The following is a 19,301-nucleotide window of genomic DNA, read 5'->3' on the forward strand; positions in this document are numbered from 1 at the left end:
CTTCAGCGATTCACGAGCGCGTGCGCCTGAAGGTACTCCGGCACGCGCTCGCCTCCCGGGAACGTGCGAACCAAGGATTCGAGGATTGCAAGAGACTCCGGGTGGGGACGCAGCCGGGCAAGGGCGAGGGCTGTGCGTAGCGCCGGCATGTGCGCTCCCTGATCCCGAGCGAGCCCGGCAGCACGCTCGAGGCACGACACGGCCTGCTCGACGGCGGCTGGATCTCTTGCGAGCAGCCATTCGGCCTTCCAGCGGAGGAGCTCGGGGACGTAGTACACCTCCCCGTTATCATGGGCGAGCTTGAGGGCCGATTCCAGGCGCGTGAGCGCCGCGTCGAATTCGCCTCGTCGTGCTTCCGCTTCCGCTGCCAGGGAGGTCAGGTAGGGCAAGATCTGCCCCATGCCCATTGCGCCGAAGGACGCAAGGATGTGCGAGGGTCCCGTCGGATCGTTGTCGAGCCAGCCGCGATACAGGCCCCCGATGGCGCCCATGAGCTGCTGGCCATTCTTTTCGGCGAGGGTGAGCATCTCCTCGCAGAGCGCCCGAACCTGGTCGCGCTCCTGCCTCAGATGATGCAGGCTCGCTTGGAAATAGAGCGAGAGGGCGAGACTGTTCGTGTGGCGTAACTCGCGAGCCCACGCCACGGCCGCGGCGGCCTGCTCGATCGCCTCGTCGGGACGGCCCAAGAACCAGAGGGTCAGGCCGAGGAAGCTGCGGGCGTGCGACAAGCTGTCCTGCCCAGAGAGCATGGCGTGATGCGCGTGCGCGGCAGGGTCGTAAAGGTCGACCGCGCGCTGCAGATGCTGCCGCGCTTCCTCGAAATGGCCACTGAAAAACGTGTGATGACCGAATTGAAGGGCCACAGCAATGCGCCGGTCGTTGTCGGCCTGACGCTCGGCGACCGCATGGCAACGGTCCGCGAGGGTCCGGGCGGTGGGATAGTTGCCCCGCACGAGATGATACTGCCAGAGGCCCCATAGCGTGGGGAACGTGTCCTGCTCCTCGCCGAGCTGGTCGAGCAGCTCCTGCGAGCGGTGAATCGTCGCCTCTACCTGCGGCACACCATAGCCTTGCGTGAGCATCAACGCCGGCGTGAGGATGCCGTTCAACCCGAGCTCCATCTCCGCCCGCTCGCGCGTATCCTCGATGGCTTCCAGCCAGCCCAGCGCTTGCCGCACCTGCGTGATCGCCTCCGCATACGCCGACCGCATCAGCGCCCCCATCCCCGCCTTCTGCGCGTACCCGACGGCCTCCCGCTTCTGCTCCGCCGCCGCGTGGTGATGCGCGAGCAAATCCGGCCGCTCGTTCACCACGTCCGGGAACTTCTCCTCCAGCGCCTTTGCGATGCGCGTGTGCACCTGCTGCCGCGATCGCTTGAGCATCGAGTCGTATGCCGCGTCGCGCACGAGCGCGTGCTTGAACAGGTACGCCGGGTTCTTGAGCCGCCGCTTGCGGTACACGAGCTCCGCCGCGACGAGCTTGTCCAGGTGCTCCTGCGCCTCCGCCGGCTCGAGCAGGCTCACCTCGCGCAGGACCTCGAACGTAAACTCCCGGCCGATCGCGGCGGCGACCTGCGCCGTCTCCTTGGCGCGGCCGATCCGGTCGAGGCGCGCCATCAAGGAGTCGCGCAGCGTGCTCGGGATCGACAGCTCCGTCAGAGGTCGTGTGAGCACATAACGATCTGCGCGCTCGACCAGCGTGCCGGCCTCGATCATCGCCAGGATCAGCTCCTCGACGAAGAGCGGCACGCCGTCGGTGCGGTTTGCGATCTGCTCGAGCACCTCCGCGGGCAGCGCGCGGCCGCCCGTCACCTTCGACGCCATCTGCTCGATCTCCGCCTTGCCCAGGCGGCCGAGCTGGATCTGGAGCGCGGCATTCGAGGGCCACGGCGGCGTGAACTCGGGCCGCGCCGTGAAGATCGCGAGCACGCGCGCCGAGCCCACCTCGGCGACGAGCTGGCCGAGAAGCTCCACGGTGCTCGGATCGGCCCAGTGCAGGTCCTCGATCACGAGCACGACGGGCTCCTTCTCGGCCATCTCGAAGAGCAGCGAGAGCACCGCGTTGCGCGTGAGCTCGCGCTGCTTCTGCGGCGAGACGTCGAGCGGCGCCCACTTGCTCGGCAGCGACATCGACAGGAGCGGCGCGAAGAGCGGCATGGCCTCGGAGAGGTCGAAGCCGTGCAGCGAAAGCAACGCCTCGAGCTTGGTGATCCTGGCCTCCGAGCCGCCCTCGCGCTGCGGGTCGAGCAGGCGATCGAGGAGATCGATGATCGGGTAAAAGGCGCTGTTGACGCTGTCCGGCGTGCAGCGGCACTCGAGCCAGGTGCGCGCCTCGTCGCCGAGCCGCTCGTCGAGCTCGCGGGCGAGGCGCGACTTGCCGATGCCCGGCTCGCCGCTCACCAGCGCCGCTTGCCCGGCTCCGCCGCGGGTCCGCGTGAAGCGATCGAGCAGCGTCTCGACCTCGCGCTCGCGACCGACGAGCGGCACGTCGCGGATGCCCGACGACGGATCGCCTTCGCGAAGCACGAACGTCTCCACCGGCGCGGTGCTGTCGTCGACGGCGCGCACGCCGAAGTCCTCGAGGAGGAACTGCTTACGGAGCAGGCGATGCGTGCTGCCGCTGACGAGGATGTTTCCGACCTTCGCGAGGCCGGAGAGGCGCGTGGCGAGCTTGGGCGTCGTGCCCATCACGTAGCCGAGCCCGGTGCTGGCGGGCTCGCGCAGCTCGCGCGCGACCACCAGGCCCGTATGGATCCCGATGCGCAGGTCGACGCGCGCCTTGCGCTCGGCGAGCAGCGCGGGGCTGCGCCTTCGGATCTCCACGGCCATTGCGAGGGCCGCGCGGGCCGCGCGCCGGGCGTCGTCCTCGCGTGCCGCGGGGTAGCCGAAGTAGAAGAGCACCGCGTCGCCCAGCGCGCCCGCCACGTGGCCCTCGAAGCGGCGCGCGATCTCCGTGCACGCCTCCTGGTGCACGCCGAGGATCTGGTCGAGCTCCTCCTCGTCGGCCGCCCTCGGTCCCACGCCCGCTGCGCTGAGGCTGCAGCACAGCGCGGTGATCTGCCGGCGCTCGCCCTCGACGAGCCGCTGCGACGGGGGCGCGGGTTTGTACGGTGCGCGTGGCATGTTGATCGTCGCCGTCGCCGCGTCCGGGGGCGCCGGCGCGATCTGCACGGGCGCGGTTCGCTGGCGCAGCCCGCTCATGTCGCACGTCTCGAGCTCGCGCATGAGCGGCTCGGCCGCGGCGTCGCGCGCGTCGTGGTTCTTGGAGGTCACGCGCCGCAGGATCTTCCCGAGCCGGTGATCGGCGATGTGGTCGGGGATGGGGATGGGATCGGGCGAGAGCTGCTTGAACACGACCTCGGCGAGCGTCGCTCCATCGATGACGCGCTTGCCCGTGAGGCACTCGAGGAAGACCAGGCCCCAGGCGTAGAGGTCGGACTGCGGCGTCGGCGGCTGTCCGAGGAGCTGCTCCGGCGCCGCGTAGGAGGGCGTGCCGATCGACTCGTTGGTCACCGTGAGGCGATCTTTGTCCTCGCGCCGCGACTCCTGCGTGAGCGCGCCGATGCCGAAGTCGAGCACGACCGCGTTTCGTCGCGCGCCGGTCGGGATGATCATGATGTTGGCGGGCTTGAGGTCGCGGTGGACCACGCCCTGGGCGTGCGAGCACGCGAGCGCGTCGAGGATCTGCATCATGAAGTGCCGGGTCTCGAAGGGATCGAGGCGGCCTTCCTCGGCGATCACCTCCGCGAGGTTCTTTCCGGGCACGAAGGCGAAGACGGAGTAGACGATGCCATCGCCGGCTTGCCCCGAGTCCATGAGGCGGACGATGTTGGGGTGATGCATCTGCGCGCAGATCTGCATCTCGCGCTGGAAGCGCGCGATCCGCTTGGCCTGCGCCTGCGATCCGTCGCCGTCCGGCAGGCGCAGCACCTTGATGGCCACGGGCTGCCCCGTCGCGAGCTGCCGCGCCTTGTACACCGTGCCGAACCCGCCCTCACCAAGCTGAGCGAGCAGCTCGTACCGGTCGCGAAGCACCGCCTTGATGGTCTCGGCTGTATCCTGCATCGTTACATCACATCCCCCGCCCAGGATACATCACAACCCCTCCAGGGTTTACCGCATCTGTGCAGGGCGTCCTCGAAGACCTCGCCGCGACGAACGGGCATGGAGGTCGCGCCGCCACTGCGTCTTCGTCCAGTACCCGCCTTCTGCGTTCTGAACATTCGTCCTCCCATAACGATTTTTACGTCCAACGACGCAACTGCGGCCCCGCTCCGGTCGACATGAGCGCGTGGGGGTGATGCTTGGACGAACCCCCGGGAGGACGAACTCATGCTCATCGACGTCGCAGCGCTTCCAACCGATCCGCTCGTGGGGACCCGTTATCGTGCCGTTCGTTTGATCGGCGGCGGCTCGTCCGCCGACGTGTACGAGGCCTCGGGCCCTTCCGGCGAGCTTTATGCCATCAAGGTGCTCCGTCTCGACATGCGGGACTCGCAGGAGGCCGCCGCGCGCCTCCTCCAGGAGGGGCGCCTGCTCGCGTCGATCCACCACCCGAACCTCGTCCCTTTGCGCGAAATGGGAATGACCCGGGACGGCCGTCCTTTTCTCGCCATGCCCCGCCTCTCCGGCGAGACGCTCCGCGAGATTCGCCTCCGGAAGGGCGCCCTCGCGCCCGCGTTCGCCGCGTCCCTCGCCGCCGGCGCGCTCGATGGATTGCACGCCGCCCATCGACACGGCGTCGTGCACCGCGACGTCAAACCCGGCAACATCTTCCTCGTCGCCGCGAATGCCGGGCCCCCGCGCCCCGCGATGATCGATTTCGGCATTGCCAAGGTCTCCGGCGTCGCGTCCTTTTGCACCACCGACCCGCAGTTCGTCCTCGGCACGCCCCGTTACCTCACCCCCGAGCAGATCCTCGGCGGGCGTGTCGACGCCCGCACCGACGTGTATGCCATGGGCCTCGTCCTCTTCGAATGCATCGCCGCGCGTGGCCCGTTCGATCTTCTCGCCGGATCCGATGGCCTCACCGTCATGCGCGCCCACCTCGGCCTCGCCCCCCGCCGCCTCGACGACGTCGCGGACGCCCCACCCGCCCTCGCCCGCGCCGTCGCGCGTGCCCTCGAAAAGAAGCCCGCGCGCCGTTATCCCACGGCCGCCGCTTTCGCCGCCGCGATTCGCGGCGCCGTCGCGCCCGAGGCCTTCTCCGGCGCCGAGCGGAGGGCGTCATGACGAACGCTGCCCTTTGCGCGAACCTCCACGAGCGGCCCACGCTGCCCGACGAGGACGCCGCCCGGAGCGCCCTCTCTCCTCGGTCCTCCGCGCGCTCCACGCCGCTCCGCCGCGGCGAGCGCGCGCCGGGCACCCCGTGGATCGTCGTCCGCCCCCTCGGAAAGGGCGGCGTCGGCGAGGTCTTCGAGGTCGAGCACGCCCTGCTCGGGCGCCGCGCCGCGCTGAAGGCCCTCCTCCCCGCGAATACCGAGCGCCGCGGGCTCGCCGAGCGGATCGCCGACGAGGGGCGGATCCTCGCAAGGGTACGTCATGACAACCTCGTCGACGTCCTCGACCTCGGCCTGCTCTCGGACGACGGCCGCCCCTACCTCGTCCTCGAGCTGCTCGAAGGCCGTGATCTCCGGGCCGAGCTCGGCCGCATCGGCGTCCTCTCCGTGCCGAGCACCCTCGCCATTGCGTCGCAGATCCTCCGCGGCCTCGCGGCATTGCACCGCGCGGGCTTCGTGCACCGCGACATCAAGCTCGAAAACCTCTTCCTTTGCGACGACGGCCGCGCCAAGATCCTCGACCTCGGCGCCGCCGAGCCTGCCTCGGGCTCGGAGGGGCCGGGCGCGCGCGGCGCCTCGCTCGGGACGCCGCGCACCATGGCGCCCGAGCAATTCGAGGGAAAACCCGTCGACGCGCGCGCCGATCTGTATGCCCTCGGCCTCGTCCTTTACGAGCTCGTCGCCGGTCGTGGCCCTTTCGACGACATCAAGGACCTCGACGCGCTGCGATTCGCTCACCTCGATCGGACCCCCGCGCCCCCGTCGTGGTTCGCCCCGCAGCCCATCCCCGCCGCGCTCGACGCCTGGATCCTCCGCGCCCTCGAAAAAGACCCGGACGACCGCTTCGCCTCGGCCGAGGCCATGGCCGCCGAGATCCCCGCGCTCGTCGCGCCCCTGTACACCCCCACCCCCCGCGAAGCCGAGGACACGACGCCGTCCGCTTTTTCCCCGGACGTTCCCCGTCCGCGAGAGCGCGGCGTGGACACCACGCGCCGCGCGGTGGTCTCTGCCCTTGCCATCGCTTCGCTCGCCGCCGGGCTCGCCGCGGGCAGGCTCCTCGGGCTCCCCTCTTCGTTCGGGCGCCCCGTGAACGATCCGATCGCCTCGCGATCGGTGTAAGGTCTTCTTGCACGCCTCCGTTTCCACCGGCGAACGGCGCGAGCCGTGGGGAGAACGACGATGGACCTCATCCGACGTGGGTTTTTGGCTGTTTCGTTGACGACGTTGGTTTCCTCCGCGATCGGCTGCGGAGGGAGCTCCTACACGGGTGGCGGCTCGACGACGCCGAGTGAGGCGAAGGGCGCCGAGGTCCAGACGACGGGCGCGAGCCAGGCGCCAGGCGATTTCGGCCGCGATTCGGACGGGTTCCCCACCACGGACGAGGCTGCACCTGCCGCGCCTCCGCCGGCGTCCGTCAGCACGCAAGGGACCGCCGCGCCGCGCGGCGTGTGGGAGGCCGAGAAGAAGGCCGAGGTCATCCAGCCCGAGCCCCAGAACCGCCCGGGCCTCGGCACCGAGTGGGGCGAGACGCGCTCGTCGTCGATCACGACCGTGGCGTTCCAGCGCGCCGAACCCACGAGCCCGTTCTCGATGGCGAGCATGTTCTACAACGACGAGGAAGGCGCGCGCGCCATGGCGAACGCCGCCGGCTTCCGTCGCACCTCGGGCGGCGTCACCCCCGTCGCGGGCGGCGCGCTGCTCATCGGCCTGCGCGACGAGAACGGCGCGTTCCTGAACGGGTTCGTCGCGAGCGACAAGACCTACACCGTCGGCGAGGCGGGCCGCCGCTACACGATCGTCATCCGCAACCGCACGCCGAACCGCATCGAGTGCGTCGTCTCCGTCGACGGCCTCGACGTCATCGACGGCCGCGCCGCGAGCTTCTCGAAGCGCGGCTACCTCGTGCAGCCGCACGGCGAGCTCGAGATCGACGGCTTCCGCCAGAGCGTCGACGCCGTCGCCGCCTTCCGCTTCGGATCGGTGCGCGGCTCGTACGCGGCCAAGAAGTCCGGCGGCGATTCGCGCAACGTCGGCGTCATCGGCTTCGCCTTCTTCCACGAGCGCGGGACGAACCCGTTCCCCTGGACGAACGACGAGGTCAACAAGCGCCACGACGCGAATCCGTTCCCCGGCCAGTTCGCCACGCCTCCCTGATCCGGCAATCCGCCGCGGTCCCGGAATCCGGCCTGATCCTGGGCCCCGACGCACCGCAAAATTTCCGACTACCCAACCCGCCACGGCCGCGCTACCCCCCGGCCGTGGCGATCGATCTCAACCCCTCCCAGAAGCAGGCGGTCGAGCACGATCTCGGGCCGATGCTCGTGCTCGCCGGGGCAGGCTCGGGCAAGACGCGCGTCGTCACCGAGCGCATCGGGCGGCTGCTCGGCAAGGGCGTCCCCGCGACCAGCATCCTCGCGATGACCTTCACCAACAAGGCCGCCGCCGAGATGCACGAGCGCGTCGCGAAGCTCGTCGGCCCGAAGGTCGCGAAGGACCTCAAGGTCTGCACGTTCCACCGCTTCGGCCTCGACACGCTCGGCCAGGAGACACGCGCGCTCGGCTTCCGCGGCTCGAAGTTCGCGATCCTCGATCAGGCGGACCAGACGAGCGCGATCCGCGAGATCCTGCGCGAGCTCCGCACCACGAAGAACTACGACATCGGCGCGATCCTGGCGCGCATCTCGGCCGCGAAGAACGACTTCATCACGCCCGAGGAGTGGCTGGAGAAGCAGCGCAAGGGCCGCGGCGTGGACGAGTACGACGAGATCAGCATGCTCGTCTACCCGAAGTACCTGGCGGCGCTGCGCACCTTCCAGGCGTTCGACTTCGACGACCTCATCTGCGAGCTCGTCCGGCTCTGGAGAAAACGCGCCGACGTGCTCCAGAAGTACCAGATGCGCTACCGGTACCTGATCGTCGACGAGTACCAGGACACGAACCACGCGCAGCTCGAGCTCGTGCTGCAGCTCGCGGGCGCGCACCGGAACGTGGTCGTCGTCGGCGACGACGATCAGTCGATCTACGCGTGGCGCGGCGCCGACGTGAAGAACATCCTCTCGTTCGAGGACCATTTCCCGGGCGCGAAGGTCGTCAAGCTCGAGCACAACTATCGCTCGAAGAAGCCGATCCTCGACGTGGCGAACGCGATCCTCGCGAAGCAGGCGGGCAAGCGTCATCGCAAGGTCCTCGTGCCCACGCAGGGCGACGGGCCGATCGTGCAGGTCGTCGTCTGCGCCGATCCCGAGGTCGAGGCGAGCTTCGTGGCCTCCGAGGCGCAAGAGCTCATCGAGAAGCAGGGCGTGCGCCCCAAGGACATCGCGGTGCTCTACCGCTCGAACCTCCAGGCCCAGCCGATCGAGCAGGCCTTGAAGGAGCGCAGCATTCCGCTCCGCATGATCGGCGGCCAGCAGTTCTTCGAGCGCAAAGAGGTGAAGGACCTCATCGCGTACCTCAAGGTCGTGCTCTCGCCGGACGACGAGATGTCGCTGCGGCGCGTCGTGAATTATCCGGCGCGCGGCATCGGCGAGGTCGCGTTCCACAAGATCACGGCGCACGCGACCGCGCAGGACATGAGCCTCTGGGCCGTCGTGCAGCGCGCGCACGCCGTGAAGGAGCTGCCGCCGGGGGCGCTCGAGGGGTGCCGGCAGTTCGTCCGGATCATCGAGGGCGGGCGGCTCTTGTTCGAGCAAAAGCTGCCGAGCGCGGAGATCGCGTCGAAGCTCTGCGAGGCGATCGGCCTCAAGGCCGACATCATGGCGGCCTCGGCGAACCCGCAGGTCGCGGCGCGCCGCTGGGGCAACGTCGAGGGATTGCTCAAGGTCTTCGCGCGCCGCGACGAGGCCGGAAAGGGCGATCGGGAGCATTTCGCCGAATTTTTGCGCCTGCTCGCGCTCCGCCTGGACGGGCAGGATGAAGAGGCCACGGACCGCGTCACGCTCACGACGATGCACGGCTCGAAGGGCCTGGAGTTCCCGTACGTCTTCGTGATCGGCGTCGAGGAGGGCTTTTGCCCGCATTCGCGCACGACGACCGAGCGCGCGACCGATTTCGTGCCCGGCGATCAAGATGGGGCGGTGAGCCTGGAGGAGGAGCGTCGCCTTTTCTACGTGGCCGTGACGCGCGCCCGGGAAAAACTCTTCATGTCGCGCTGCATGGCGCGTGGGCAACGCGGCAAGCTCGTGCCGCGCACGCCGAGCCGATTCTTGCTGGAGCTGCCGCGTGAGCTCTACGAGGAGCGTGAGGAGACGGCGCCGATCGCGCCGGGCATCGAGAAGACGAAGGCCGGCGCCGCGGGCCTCCTGGCGGCGCTGCAGGCGCTGCCGCCGGGCGAGCTGCCCATGATCCCGCGGCGTCCGCGGTTTTGAAAGACGAACCTCCCCCCATTCCCTCTCCGCCGCGCCGCCCCGGGTAAGACCATTCCGGGAGCCGGGCTGCTGAGCGCGATCGCTCCCCACGAACGGCGCCTCCCCGAGGAAGGATGGTTTTTCCGGACAGCTTCCAAAAAATGCATTCCTCGTGACGTACGACCTGCGCAGATCATAGTAGGGGTCTGTACGTAACGATCCGTGACGTCGCGGAACCGAATGCAGACGCAACGAAAACAACGGTCCACGTCGCTCGGGCTCTTCCTGGCCGTGCTGTCGACCACCACGGCGATCGCCGTGCATGCGTCGCTCGAACGGTGGCTCGGAGAGCGCCCACCGCTCTCCCTCTTTTCCATCGCTGTCGCATTGCCCGCCGTGTTCGGCGGCATCGGGCCCGGCCTGCTCGCCACGCTCCTCTGTGGCCTGGTCGTGCTCGCCCGCGGGGCGATGTCCGGCGATGCGCTGCGCGTCGTGCCGTTCCTCGTGCTCGGCCTCGCCATCACCTGGGTCGGCGAGCGCATGCGCCGGTCCGACCGCCAGTTCGGCGATTGCACGAGCCTGCTCGAGCGATTGCGGGCGCGCCAGGTGCAAACGCTGGTCGAGGTCGAGGTCCTGCGCGAGAGTGAGGAGCGATTTCGTGCCCTGGCGCAAGCCTCCTTCGATCCGCTGGTCCTCCATAGTGAGGGCGTGATCCTCGACGTCAACCAGGCCTTCACCGAGGTCTTCGGCTACCGCCGCGAGGAGGTCGTTGGGAACCGCAAGGAAATGCTCGCGCCCGAGGATTTCCGTTCCCTCGTCGAGGGGCACAGCAAGAGCGGCGTCGAGACTGCGTACGAGGCTGTGCTCCAGCGCAAGGACGGCAGCCGATTCGTGGCCGAGCTCCGTGGCGGCAACGCCCGCCTCAAGGGCCGGCCGGCGCGCGCAACGGTCATCCGCGACCTCACGTCGCGCCGCACGAGCGAGAGCGTGACGCGCTGGACCGACGAGCTGTTCCGGCAGCTCTACGATTGGATTCCCCTCGGGATGGCGCAGGCGGACGTCAGGGACGGGCGCTTGCTCCGGGTCAACGCCTATTATTGCGACATCACCGGATATTCGGCGGCCGAGATCCTCGGCAAGAGCTTCAGCGACCTCACGCACCCCGACGATCGTGACAAGGACGCAGCCGGGTACCGAGAGGCCGCGCGGGACGGGCAGGTGTATCGCACCGAAAAGCGGTACATCCGCAAGGACGGCAGCATCGCATGGGTACGCGTGCACTCCTTTTTCTTGCGGGACGTCCACGGGGCGATCTCCACGTCGACCGCGGTGATCGAAGACATCACGCAAAGGAAGCGCAGCGAGGAGATGCTCCACGAGATGCAGCGCGCGACCGAGGAGGAGCTCGGCCTGCTCGACAACCTCTTCGCGTATGCGCCCGTCGGCATTGCCTTGCTCGATCGGGAATACCGGTTCGTTCGGATCAACGAGTCCCTGGCGGCGACGAACGGTTGTTCCGTGGCCGAGCACATCGGGCGCCGGGTCGTCGACGTCATCCCCGACCTCTGGCCGCAGCTCGAGGACGCATACGCCCGCGTGCTCGCGGGCGAGCGGCTCCTCGACGTCGCGGTCACCGGCGAGACGCGCGCGTGCCCGGGCGAGATCCGGCAATGGATCGTCAATTTTTATCCGATCCGCGGCCCGTGGACCGGCGACATCGTGGGCATCGGCATCCTGCTCTTGGACATCACCGATCAGAAACGCGCCGAGGAGGCCCTGCGCGAGGCCGATCGGCGCAAAGACGAATTCTTGGCCATGCTGGCGCACGAGCTCCGCAATCCGCTCGCGCCCATCAAGACGTCCGTGGAGATTCAGAAGCGGCTCGCGCTCGGCGAGCCGAGGCTCTCGCGATCCCGCGACGTGATCGAGCGGCAGGTCGGCCACCTCGGGCGCCTCCTCGACGATTTGCTCGACGTTTCGCGCATTTCGCGCGGGCGGATCGCCTTGCAAAAAGAGACGCACGAGCTCTGCGAGATCGTCGGGCAGGCGGTCGAATCGACGCGGCCGCTCATCGACGCGCGCAAGCACGATCTCGTCCTCGCGCCTTGCCCCGAGCCGCTGCACGTGAAGGTCGACGCGGCGCGCCTCACGCAGGTCGTGGCCAACCTGCTCAACAATGCGGCCAAATACACCGACGACGGAGGCTCCATTCACCTCGGCATCGAAAGGGGACCCCGAAACGAAGTGCTCATCCGGATCAAGGACAACGGCCGTGGGATCGACCCGAAGGACCTACCGCATGTATTCGACACCTTCTTTCAATCGACGCGCACCCTCGACCGTTCGGAAGGTGGGCTCGGAATCGGACTCTCCCTCGTGCGCCGCCTCGTCGAGCTGCACGGCGGGAAGGTCGAAGCCCATAGCGATGGGCTCGGGAAAGGCAGCGAGTTCGTCGTCCGTCTCGCACGGGAGGCAGCCCCGATGACGACCCCGCAACAAAGCCACGTCCCTTCGGCCGGGCAGAGCCGCCGCGTCCTCGTCGTGGACGACAACGTCGACGCGGCCGAGACCATGGCCGCGCTCCTCGAGACGCTCGGACACGAGGTCTCCGTCGCGCACGACGGCGAGGCGGCCCTCGAGGCCGTGTCGAATGGCCACCCCGAGATCGTGCTGCTCGACATCGGCCTGCCGCGCATGGACGGCTACGAGGTCTGCAAGCGCCTGCGCGACGACGGCACCCCGCGCCCCTTCATCGTGGCCGTCACCGGATACGGCCAGGCCGAGGACCGCGAGCGCGCCCTCAAAGCCGGCTTCGACGCCCACCTCGTCAAGCCCGCGAGCTTCGACGCCATCCAGGCCGTGCTCCGCGCGGCCTGAGCCCTCCCGAAATCAGCCTGGATCCAGCCTCGGACAATATTCGTCCGAGCCTGTCCAAGTTCTCCACACCTGAACGCTTTCCGCGTGGTAGACGGACGAGCAGGCTCCTTTTTGGGAGCCACCCTTCCGAATGTCCAGCGGCAAGCGCCACACTCCTCCCGCGGATCCCGCCTTTGGCCCCGCCAAACGTGTATCGGAGCTCGTCTCGGGCGCCGATCCGGAGGCGCAGAAGGCGCTCGCCGACCGGCACCTCGCGCGGGCGCGGCGGCCTCGATCGGTGAAGGCCATGCCCGCCGTGCAGCCGAACGAACGGGGCTCCGGGACGTACTTGCGCCTCGCCCCGACGCGCTCGCGGGTCCTCAATGCCTTCCTGCACGAGGCCGACGTGGCGGGGCTGCTCACGCCGGATGTCATCGTGCTCGACGAGCAGGCGCTCGCCCCGCGCCTCGTCGAGCTCGCCCGCAAGTACTTCGCGCCCATGCTCGCCGCGGCCGGCAATGTCGAGGGCGCGCTGCGGATCGCCGCGGAGCTGCCGCCCGTCACGGGCGAACGGGGCGCGCGGCTGGTCGTGCGTCGCGCCTTGTCCGCGCCGGGCCCGCTCGGCGCCTGCGCACGAGATTACGAGGAGCACCGGCGCAAGACGGGCGCCCCCGATCAGGACGATCTCGAGGGTCAGGCGATCCTCGCCGCGTTCGCCGGCCGTATCGTGGCTCAGGCCGAGCGGCTCCTCGGCCCGCACGTGCGGGAGGAGGTGCAGGCGACGCTCCGCCTCCTCGCGCCTCCTCGCGCCGAGGGCAGGCCTGCGCGCAAGCCTTCGGTGCGTATGCCGGCGGCCGCGGGGCAGGGCGCGCCGGCCGACAAGAAGCGCAACCTCGGCTGAGGTCCGGCCCCGTGGTACAAGGGGGCTTCATGGATCAGCGCGAGATCAGGTTTCCTTGCGACGACGGCTTCTCGATGCGGGGCATCCTCACGCTGCCGGATCGGCCGGAGCCGCGGCCCGGGCTCTTGCTCATCTACGAGGTGTTCGGCCTCAACGAGGAGATGAAGCGCGTCGCGCGGGAGTTCGCGGAGGCGGGGTACGTCGTGCTCATCCCGGACCTCTTTCACCGCGGCCCGAAGATTCTCTGCGTGGCGCGCGCCATTCGCTCGATCATGAAGCAAAGCGGCCAGCCGCTCGACGATCTCGAAGCGGCGAGGCGGTATCTCGCGACGCGCCCCGAGGTCACTGCGTCGCAGCTCGGGGTGGTCGGGTTTTGCATGGGCGGCGGCTTCGCGGTCGTGCTCGCGATGCGGGGCCATTACAAGGTCGCTGCACCTTTTTACGGCGAGGTCCCCGAGGATCTGCCGAGCGCCTGCCCGACGGTGGCGAGCTTTGGCGGGCTCGACAAGCCTTTGCGTGACGCGCCCGCGCGCTTGCGGCGGAACCTCGACAAGCTCGGCGTCCCCTCGGACGTCAAGGTCTACGAGGACGCGGGGCATTCGTTTTATACGCGCACCGAGGGCGCAATTCTCCAGAAGATCGGCCCGCTCCTTCCGATGCACGCCGGCTACCACGAGCCGTCGGCGCTCGACGCGAAGGAGCGCGTCCTCGCGTTCTTCCAGGAGCACCTCGACGGCGCGTCCTAGCGCGTCGAACCGATCGAGGGTCCATGGTCGAGGCCGAGCGGTTCGCGATAGCGGACCCGCGCTCGGCCGACGCCCGGCGCGATTGCGACGTCACGTTGCGTGAGGCATTGGGCGTGCTCTACGCCCCCGGCGGATTTTCAAACGCAGAAGAATTCTCGACCCCGCGGAGCCGCGTGAGCGCTCGTGCCTTGCTCTGGCAAAGACGCGGGTGCTCCGTTTTCCAGGCACACGGTGACGATTGCGTGGAAGCGGTGTCAGATCGTTGTCGCTCATGCATGGCGCTCGGCTATCGCTGGGTCCTTTTATTTTGCTGGCAGGATTTCGACGCCCGCGATACGGTCGATTGTTGTTGCGAGGTGGGTCCGGAAGATGGGCGACAAGTTCCGTATTGGGGGGATCGACGTCGAGTGGGACGCCGAGAAGGGCGTGTGCACCTGGGCCGGCGCTCCCGCGGTGGCAATGTGGACCAAGACGTCCGTCGCAGGGCTCCTTTCCGGGTTTCACCGGATGGTCGGCACCGAGCGATTCAAGCTCGCGCTCCACGGTGGTGGGCGCGACAGCACCGACGGAGATTGGGCGCTCATTTCCTCGAAGCCCGCGTTCGAGGAGGGCTTCGCGGCGCTCGCGGAGGTCGCCTCGTCGGCGGGCTGGGGGCGCTGGGAGATCGTCTCCATCGACGCGAAACGCAAAGAAGCGCGGCTCCGTGTCCACAATGGCTGGGAGGCCGTCGCGCAGGGCGCGATCGAGGCCGATTGGGGCTCCGCCTACGTGGGCGGCAAGTTCGCCGGCATTTTTCAGCGCCATTTCGGGGTCGCGGACTGCTGGGCCGAGCAGACGGCGTTCGCCGTCCGGGGCGACGCGTACGACGAGTTCGTCGTGAGGACCTCCGACAAGAGCCTCGAAGATCGGCTCGACGTGCTCTTTCAATCGGACCAGGCCACGAAGGCGGACCTCGCGGTGGCGCTCGAGCGCGTGCGCAAGGAGGTCGAGGAGCGCGCCGCGGCCGAGCGCGAGCTGCGCGAAAAGCTCGAGCTCATCGCGCGGCAGGAGGAGGCGATCCGGGCGCTCTCGACCCCGATCATCGAGGTCTGGGACGGCGTGCTTTCGCTGCCGCTCTTCGGCGTCGTCGACAGCCAGCGCGCGGCCGAGATGATGGAGCGGCTGCTCGACGCGATCACGCAGAAAGCCGCGACGTACGCGATCATCGACCTGACGGGCGTCGACGTCGTCGATACCACGACGGCCGATCACATCGGCAAGCTCGTGCGCGCGGCCGAGCTGCTCGGCGCGAAGTGCATCATCACGGGCATCCGCCCGGCCGTCGCGCAGACGATGGTGCAGATCGGGATCGATCTCACGAAGATCGTCACGCTCGCGACGCTGCGCGAGGCGCTCCGGCGCTGCATGCGTTCGACCGAGGCAGGCCGCAAGTAATGGCCGACGCTCGGGCGAGCCGAGCTACGCCCCAAACCCCATCGCGCGTTCGCCCATCCTCCCGCATACTCACCGCCGAGGAGTGCCCGCGATGACCACGTTCGACTTCGATCTGTTCACCATCGGCGCAGGCTCGGGCGGCGTGGCGGGGAGCCGCAGGTCGGCCTCGTACGGCGCGCGCGTGGCGATCTGCGAGGCGCGGCGCGTGGGCGGCACCTGCGTGCTGCGCGGCTGCGTGCCGAAGAAGCTGCTCGTGTACGGCGCGCACGTGGCCGAGGAGCTCGAAGACGCGCATGGCTTCGGCTGGACGTTCGGCGAGGCGAAGCTCGACTGGGCAAAGCTCATCGCGGCGAAGGATCGTGAGCTCGATCGGCTGAACGGCATCTACGTGCGCATGCTGCGCGACGCGGGCGTCACGACGATCGAGGGGGCCGCGAAGGTCCTGGATCCCCACACGGTCGAGGTCGCGGGCAAGCGGTACACGGCGCGGCACCTGCTCATCGCGACGGGCAGCCGGCCTGTGCGGCCCGACATCCCGGGCAAGGAGCTCGGCATCTCCTCGGACGAGGCGCTCGATCTGCCGTACGTGCCGCGCCGCGTGCTCGTCGTGGGCGGTGGCTACATCGGCGTGGAGCTCGCCGGTGTCTGGCGCGCCGCGGGCGCAGAGGTGACGCTCGCGCTCCGCGGGGACAACGTGCTGCGCGGCTTCGATCAGGACGTGCGCGAGTCCGTGGCCGAGGGCATGCAGAAGCGCGGCATCCAGATCCTGCGCGAGACGATCCTCAGGAGCGTGGCGAAGGAAGCCGACGGCCTGTCCGTGCGCCTCGCGGGCGGCGAGATCCTGGACACGGACGTGGTTTTGTTCGCGACGGGGCGCGCGCCGAACACGGAGGGGCTCGGGCTCGAAGCGGTCGGCGTGGCCCTCGACGACGTGCGGGCGATCAAGGTCGATTCGTACTCGCGAACGAGCGTGCCGAGCATTTTCGCGGTCGGCGACGTGACCGATCGGATCAACCTGACGCCGGTGGCCATCGCGGAGGCGCGGGCCGTGGCGGAGACGCTCTTCCGCGACCGCCCGACCGTGATGGACCACGAGAACGTGCCGAGCGCGGTCTTCTCGCAGCCGCCGGTGGGCACGGTGGGCCTGCCGGAGCACGAGGCGCGGCGGCGGTACGGCAAGGTCGACGTCTACCGCGCGCGCTTCCGGCCGATGAAGCACACGCTCTCGGGGCGGGACGAGCGCACGATGATGAAGCTCGTCGTGGATCGGGCGACGCAGAAGGTGGTCGGCGCGCACATGGTCGGCGCGGACGCGCCGGAGATCATCCAGGGCGTGGCCATTGCGGTCAAATGCGGCGCGACGAAGGCGCAATTCGACGCGACGGTCGGCATTCACCCGACGGCCGCGGAGGAGTTCGTCACGATGCGCGACCCGATCCCGGATCCGGGGCCGACGACGGGCGATTGAAGGGTTTTCAGCGCGACGCGAAGAACGCCGCGGCAGCCACGGCCACGATCGCGATGACGGCGAGCGTGTAATTGATGGTGCTCGGCTTTTTCTCGGGGGCGCGCTTCGCGGAGGTCGCGAGCTCGTCGCCCTTCGCCTTTTTCTTTTTCTTGCGCGCCGCGCTCGGCGACGCCGGTTCGGACGCCTTTGCCGGCTCCGGGGCCGCGCTCGGTTCTTCCGGGGGGCGCACCGTGATCGGGGGCGGCGGCGGCGTGATCTTCCTCGAACGCGCGGCCGCTTCCTCGACGGGCTCGCTCGAAATGGCGAGCGCGTCGAGCGCCTCGATCACCGCGCCAGCGTTCTGGAATCGCTCGTAGGGGTCCTTTTCGAGCAGCTTCTTCACGAGCGGCTCGAGCTCGGCGGGAATCTTCACGTCCGGCGCGCGCACCGAAAATGGCGGCGGCGGCGTCGTGCGGTGGTGCGAGAACATCTCGACCGGATCGGTCGAGTCGAACGGGTGTTGGCCCGTCAGCATCTCGTACATCATCACGCCGAGCGCATAGAGGTCCGCGCGCTCGTCGACCGCGTCCATGCCGTGCGCCGCCTCGGGCGCGAGGTAGTTGATCGTCCCGAAGATCACGCCGACGCCGGTGAGGCGCGACGGCGGCCGGCCCTCCTTGGGCACCGTGAGCGGGAGCTTGCCGACCGAGACCTTCGCGAAGCCGAAGTCGATGAGCTTCGCCACGAAGCCCGCTTCGAGCATCACGTTTCGCGGCTTCAGATCGCGGTGCACGATGCCGAGGTCGTGCGCGGCTTGCAGCCCGAGGAGGATCTGCCGCGCGACGTGCACGACGGTGCGCGGCTTCATCGGCCCCTCGCGGATCACCTCGGCGAGGTTCTTCCCGTCGACGTACTCGAGGATCAGGAAGTACGAGCCGTCGTCGAGCTTCCCGAAGTCGGTCGCGTGGGCGATGTTCGGGTTGTCGATGTGCGCGCCGACGAGGGCTTCACGCTCGAAGCGCGCCACGATCTCGGGGTTGTCGTCGCTCTCGGGGTGCAGGATCTTCACGGCGACGCGCTTGTGCATGAGCGCGTGCTCGCCGAGATAGACCGCGCCCATGCCGCCCATCGCGAGGAGGTCGATGATCCGGTAGCGCCCCGAGATCGTCTGGCCGATGAAGTCCCGCGCGCGCTCGAGGGCCTTCTGGTGGGCCTCGGCGTTCGCCTGGTCGACGTCGACCGGCGCGTCGGCCGCGGCCTCGGACTCGTCGATCTCGATGGACTGCGCGCTCTCTTCGGTAGGCGACATGCGGGGCTAGCCGGGTAGACGGAAGGTTTGTCGCACCCGATCGGCGCTCGGGCCTTTGCCGTTCATCATCACGCGGATGAGGTCGTTCCACAACGTGGGGATGTACGGGTAACGCTGGTTTGGATCGGCCGCGAGCGCGCGCTGTGCCCACGCGTCGATCTCGGGGGCGAGGTCGGGGCGCAGCGGCGAGAGCTCGGGCCTTTGTGCGGTCGTCACGGCGAGCGAGAGGTCCGCGACGGAGTCGCCCTGGAACGGCGCCCGGCCGGCGAGCGCGCGGAAGACGAGGGCGCCGAACGAGTAGACGTCGGCGCGATGATCGAGCGGCTCGCCGCGCCACGCCTCGGGCGCGACGTAGCTCGGCGAGCCGTCGGGCTGGTTTTCGGCCGTGAGGGCCTCGAAGCCGAGGACCTCGGCGAGGCCGAAGTCGAGGACGCGCACGCCGCCGCCGTGCTCGGGCGAGACGAGGAAGAGGTTGGCCGGTTTGACGTCGCGGTGGACGACGCCGAGCGCGTGCGCGGCGTGGAGCGCGCGCGCGATCGGATCGAGGAGCGTGAGCAGGTTGTACGAGCTCAAACGATCGCCGAAGAGCTCCAGATCCGCGAGGTGCGCGCCGAAGGTCTCGCCTTCGAAGAGCTCCGTGACCATGTACAAGGCGCCGTCGGGGGCGGCGCCGAAGGCGTGGACGCGCGCGACGCTCGTGCCCCAGAGCGACGCGAGGGACTGGGCCTCGCGGAAGAGCTGCGCAGCGAGCTCGGAGGCGCCCTCGACCTGTTTGCGCAGGAGCTTCAGGGCGACGTCCGTGCCGGTTTGCAGGTCGTTCGCCCTGTAGACGACGCCATGACGCCCGCGGCCGAGCTCCTCCCCGAGCTTGTAGCGGCCCTCGAGCGTCTCGCCTTCCATAGGTTCCCCGAGGAGCAATCTACCTGTTCCCTTCCACGGAGGGCATCTTTTCGCGGAGCTCTCCGGTCCGGTCCGGTCGATCGACGC

Annotated in this window: 12 protein-coding genes; 9 read left to right on the forward strand and 3 right to left on the reverse strand. The window is 69.1% G+C overall.

What is annotated here, in order from left to right; translation table 11 throughout:
* Positions 1–2 precede the first annotated feature (2 nt).
* Positions 3–4,064 carry a TOMM system kinase/cyclase fusion protein gene (locus QHF85_RS34915; RefSeq protein WP_281331718.1) on the reverse strand — a complete coding sequence of 1,354 codons (4,062 nt, stop codon included), beginning with the start codon at positions 4,062–4,064 and terminating at the stop codon, positions 3–5.
* Positions 4,065–4,331: 267 nt separating this feature from the next.
* Between QHF85_RS34915 and QHF85_RS34920 the strand changes: the two genes are divergently transcribed.
* The 9 genes from QHF85_RS34920 to gor all read left to right on the forward strand — a co-directional run bounded on the left by QHF85_RS34920 (position 4,332) and on the right by gor (position 17,026).
* On the forward strand, positions 4,332–5,231 hold the full coding sequence (locus tag QHF85_RS34920) for a serine/threonine-protein kinase (protein WP_281331719.1): 900 nt from the start codon (positions 4,332–4,334) through the stop codon (positions 5,229–5,231).
* Entirely contained in the window at positions 5,228–6,397 is a 1,170-nt protein-coding gene (locus QHF85_RS34925) for a serine/threonine-protein kinase (protein WP_281331720.1), read from the forward strand. Before QHF85_RS34920 ends, QHF85_RS34925 begins: the two co-directional genes overlap by 4 nt.
* 60 nt (positions 6,398–6,457) lie before the next feature.
* On the forward strand, positions 6,458–7,432 hold the full coding sequence (locus QHF85_RS34930) for a hypothetical protein (RefSeq protein WP_281331721.1): 975 nt from the start codon (positions 6,458–6,460) through the stop codon (positions 7,430–7,432).
* Positions 7,433–7,536: 104 nt separating this feature from the next.
* Entirely contained in the window at positions 7,537–9,642 is a 2,106-nt protein-coding gene (locus QHF85_RS34935; protein ID WP_281331722.1) for a UvrD-helicase domain-containing protein, read from the forward strand.
* Positions 9,643–9,843: 201 nt separating this feature from the next.
* The gene (locus QHF85_RS34940; RefSeq protein ID WP_281331723.1) at positions 9,844–12,498 is read left to right on the forward strand and encodes a PAS domain S-box protein; all 2,655 of its coding nucleotides are present in this window, start codon (positions 9,844–9,846) and stop codon (positions 12,496–12,498) included.
* A gap of 130 nt (positions 12,499–12,628) precedes the next feature.
* The gene (locus QHF85_RS34945) at positions 12,629–13,378 is read left to right on the forward strand and encodes a hypothetical protein (protein ID WP_281331724.1); all 750 of its coding nucleotides are present in this window, start codon (positions 12,629–12,631) and stop codon (positions 13,376–13,378) included.
* A gap of 29 nt (positions 13,379–13,407) precedes the next feature.
* The gene (locus QHF85_RS34950; protein ID WP_281331725.1) at positions 13,408–14,124 is read left to right on the forward strand and encodes a dienelactone hydrolase family protein; all 717 of its coding nucleotides are present in this window, start codon (positions 13,408–13,410) and stop codon (positions 14,122–14,124) included.
* Positions 14,125–14,493: 369 nt separating this feature from the next.
* Positions 14,494–15,558 (forward strand): STAS domain-containing protein, encoded by a 1,065-nt coding sequence (locus QHF85_RS34955; protein ID WP_281331726.1) that lies wholly within the window; start codon positions 14,494–14,496, stop codon positions 15,556–15,558.
* Positions 15,559–15,649: 91 nt separating this feature from the next.
* Positions 15,650–17,026, forward strand: coding sequence for a glutathione-disulfide reductase (gene gor / locus QHF85_RS34960; protein ID WP_281331727.1), 1,377 nt, complete (start codon positions 15,650–15,652; stop codon positions 17,024–17,026).
* Positions 17,027–17,033: 7 nt separating this feature from the next.
* Here the strand turns inward: gor and QHF85_RS34965 are convergent, their stop codons facing one another.
* Both QHF85_RS34965 and QHF85_RS34970 read right to left on the reverse strand, forming a co-directional pair.
* Positions 17,034–18,314, reverse strand: a complete 1,281-nt coding sequence (locus tag QHF85_RS34965) for a serine/threonine-protein kinase (RefSeq protein WP_281331728.1) — start codon at positions 18,312–18,314, stop codon at positions 17,034–17,036.
* Positions 18,315–18,320: 6 nt separating this feature from the next.
* A complete protein-coding gene (locus tag QHF85_RS34970) occupies positions 18,321–19,214 on the reverse strand; it encodes a serine/threonine-protein kinase (protein ID WP_281331729.1) in 894 nt (297 codons plus the stop codon).
* Between the last annotated feature and the right edge of the window lie 87 nt (positions 19,215–19,301).

Source organism: Polyangium sp. 6x1 (assembly GCF_029946515.1).
In the GTDB taxonomy this organism is placed as follows: domain Bacteria; phylum Myxococcota_A; class Polyangia; order Polyangiales; family Polyangiaceae; genus Polyangium.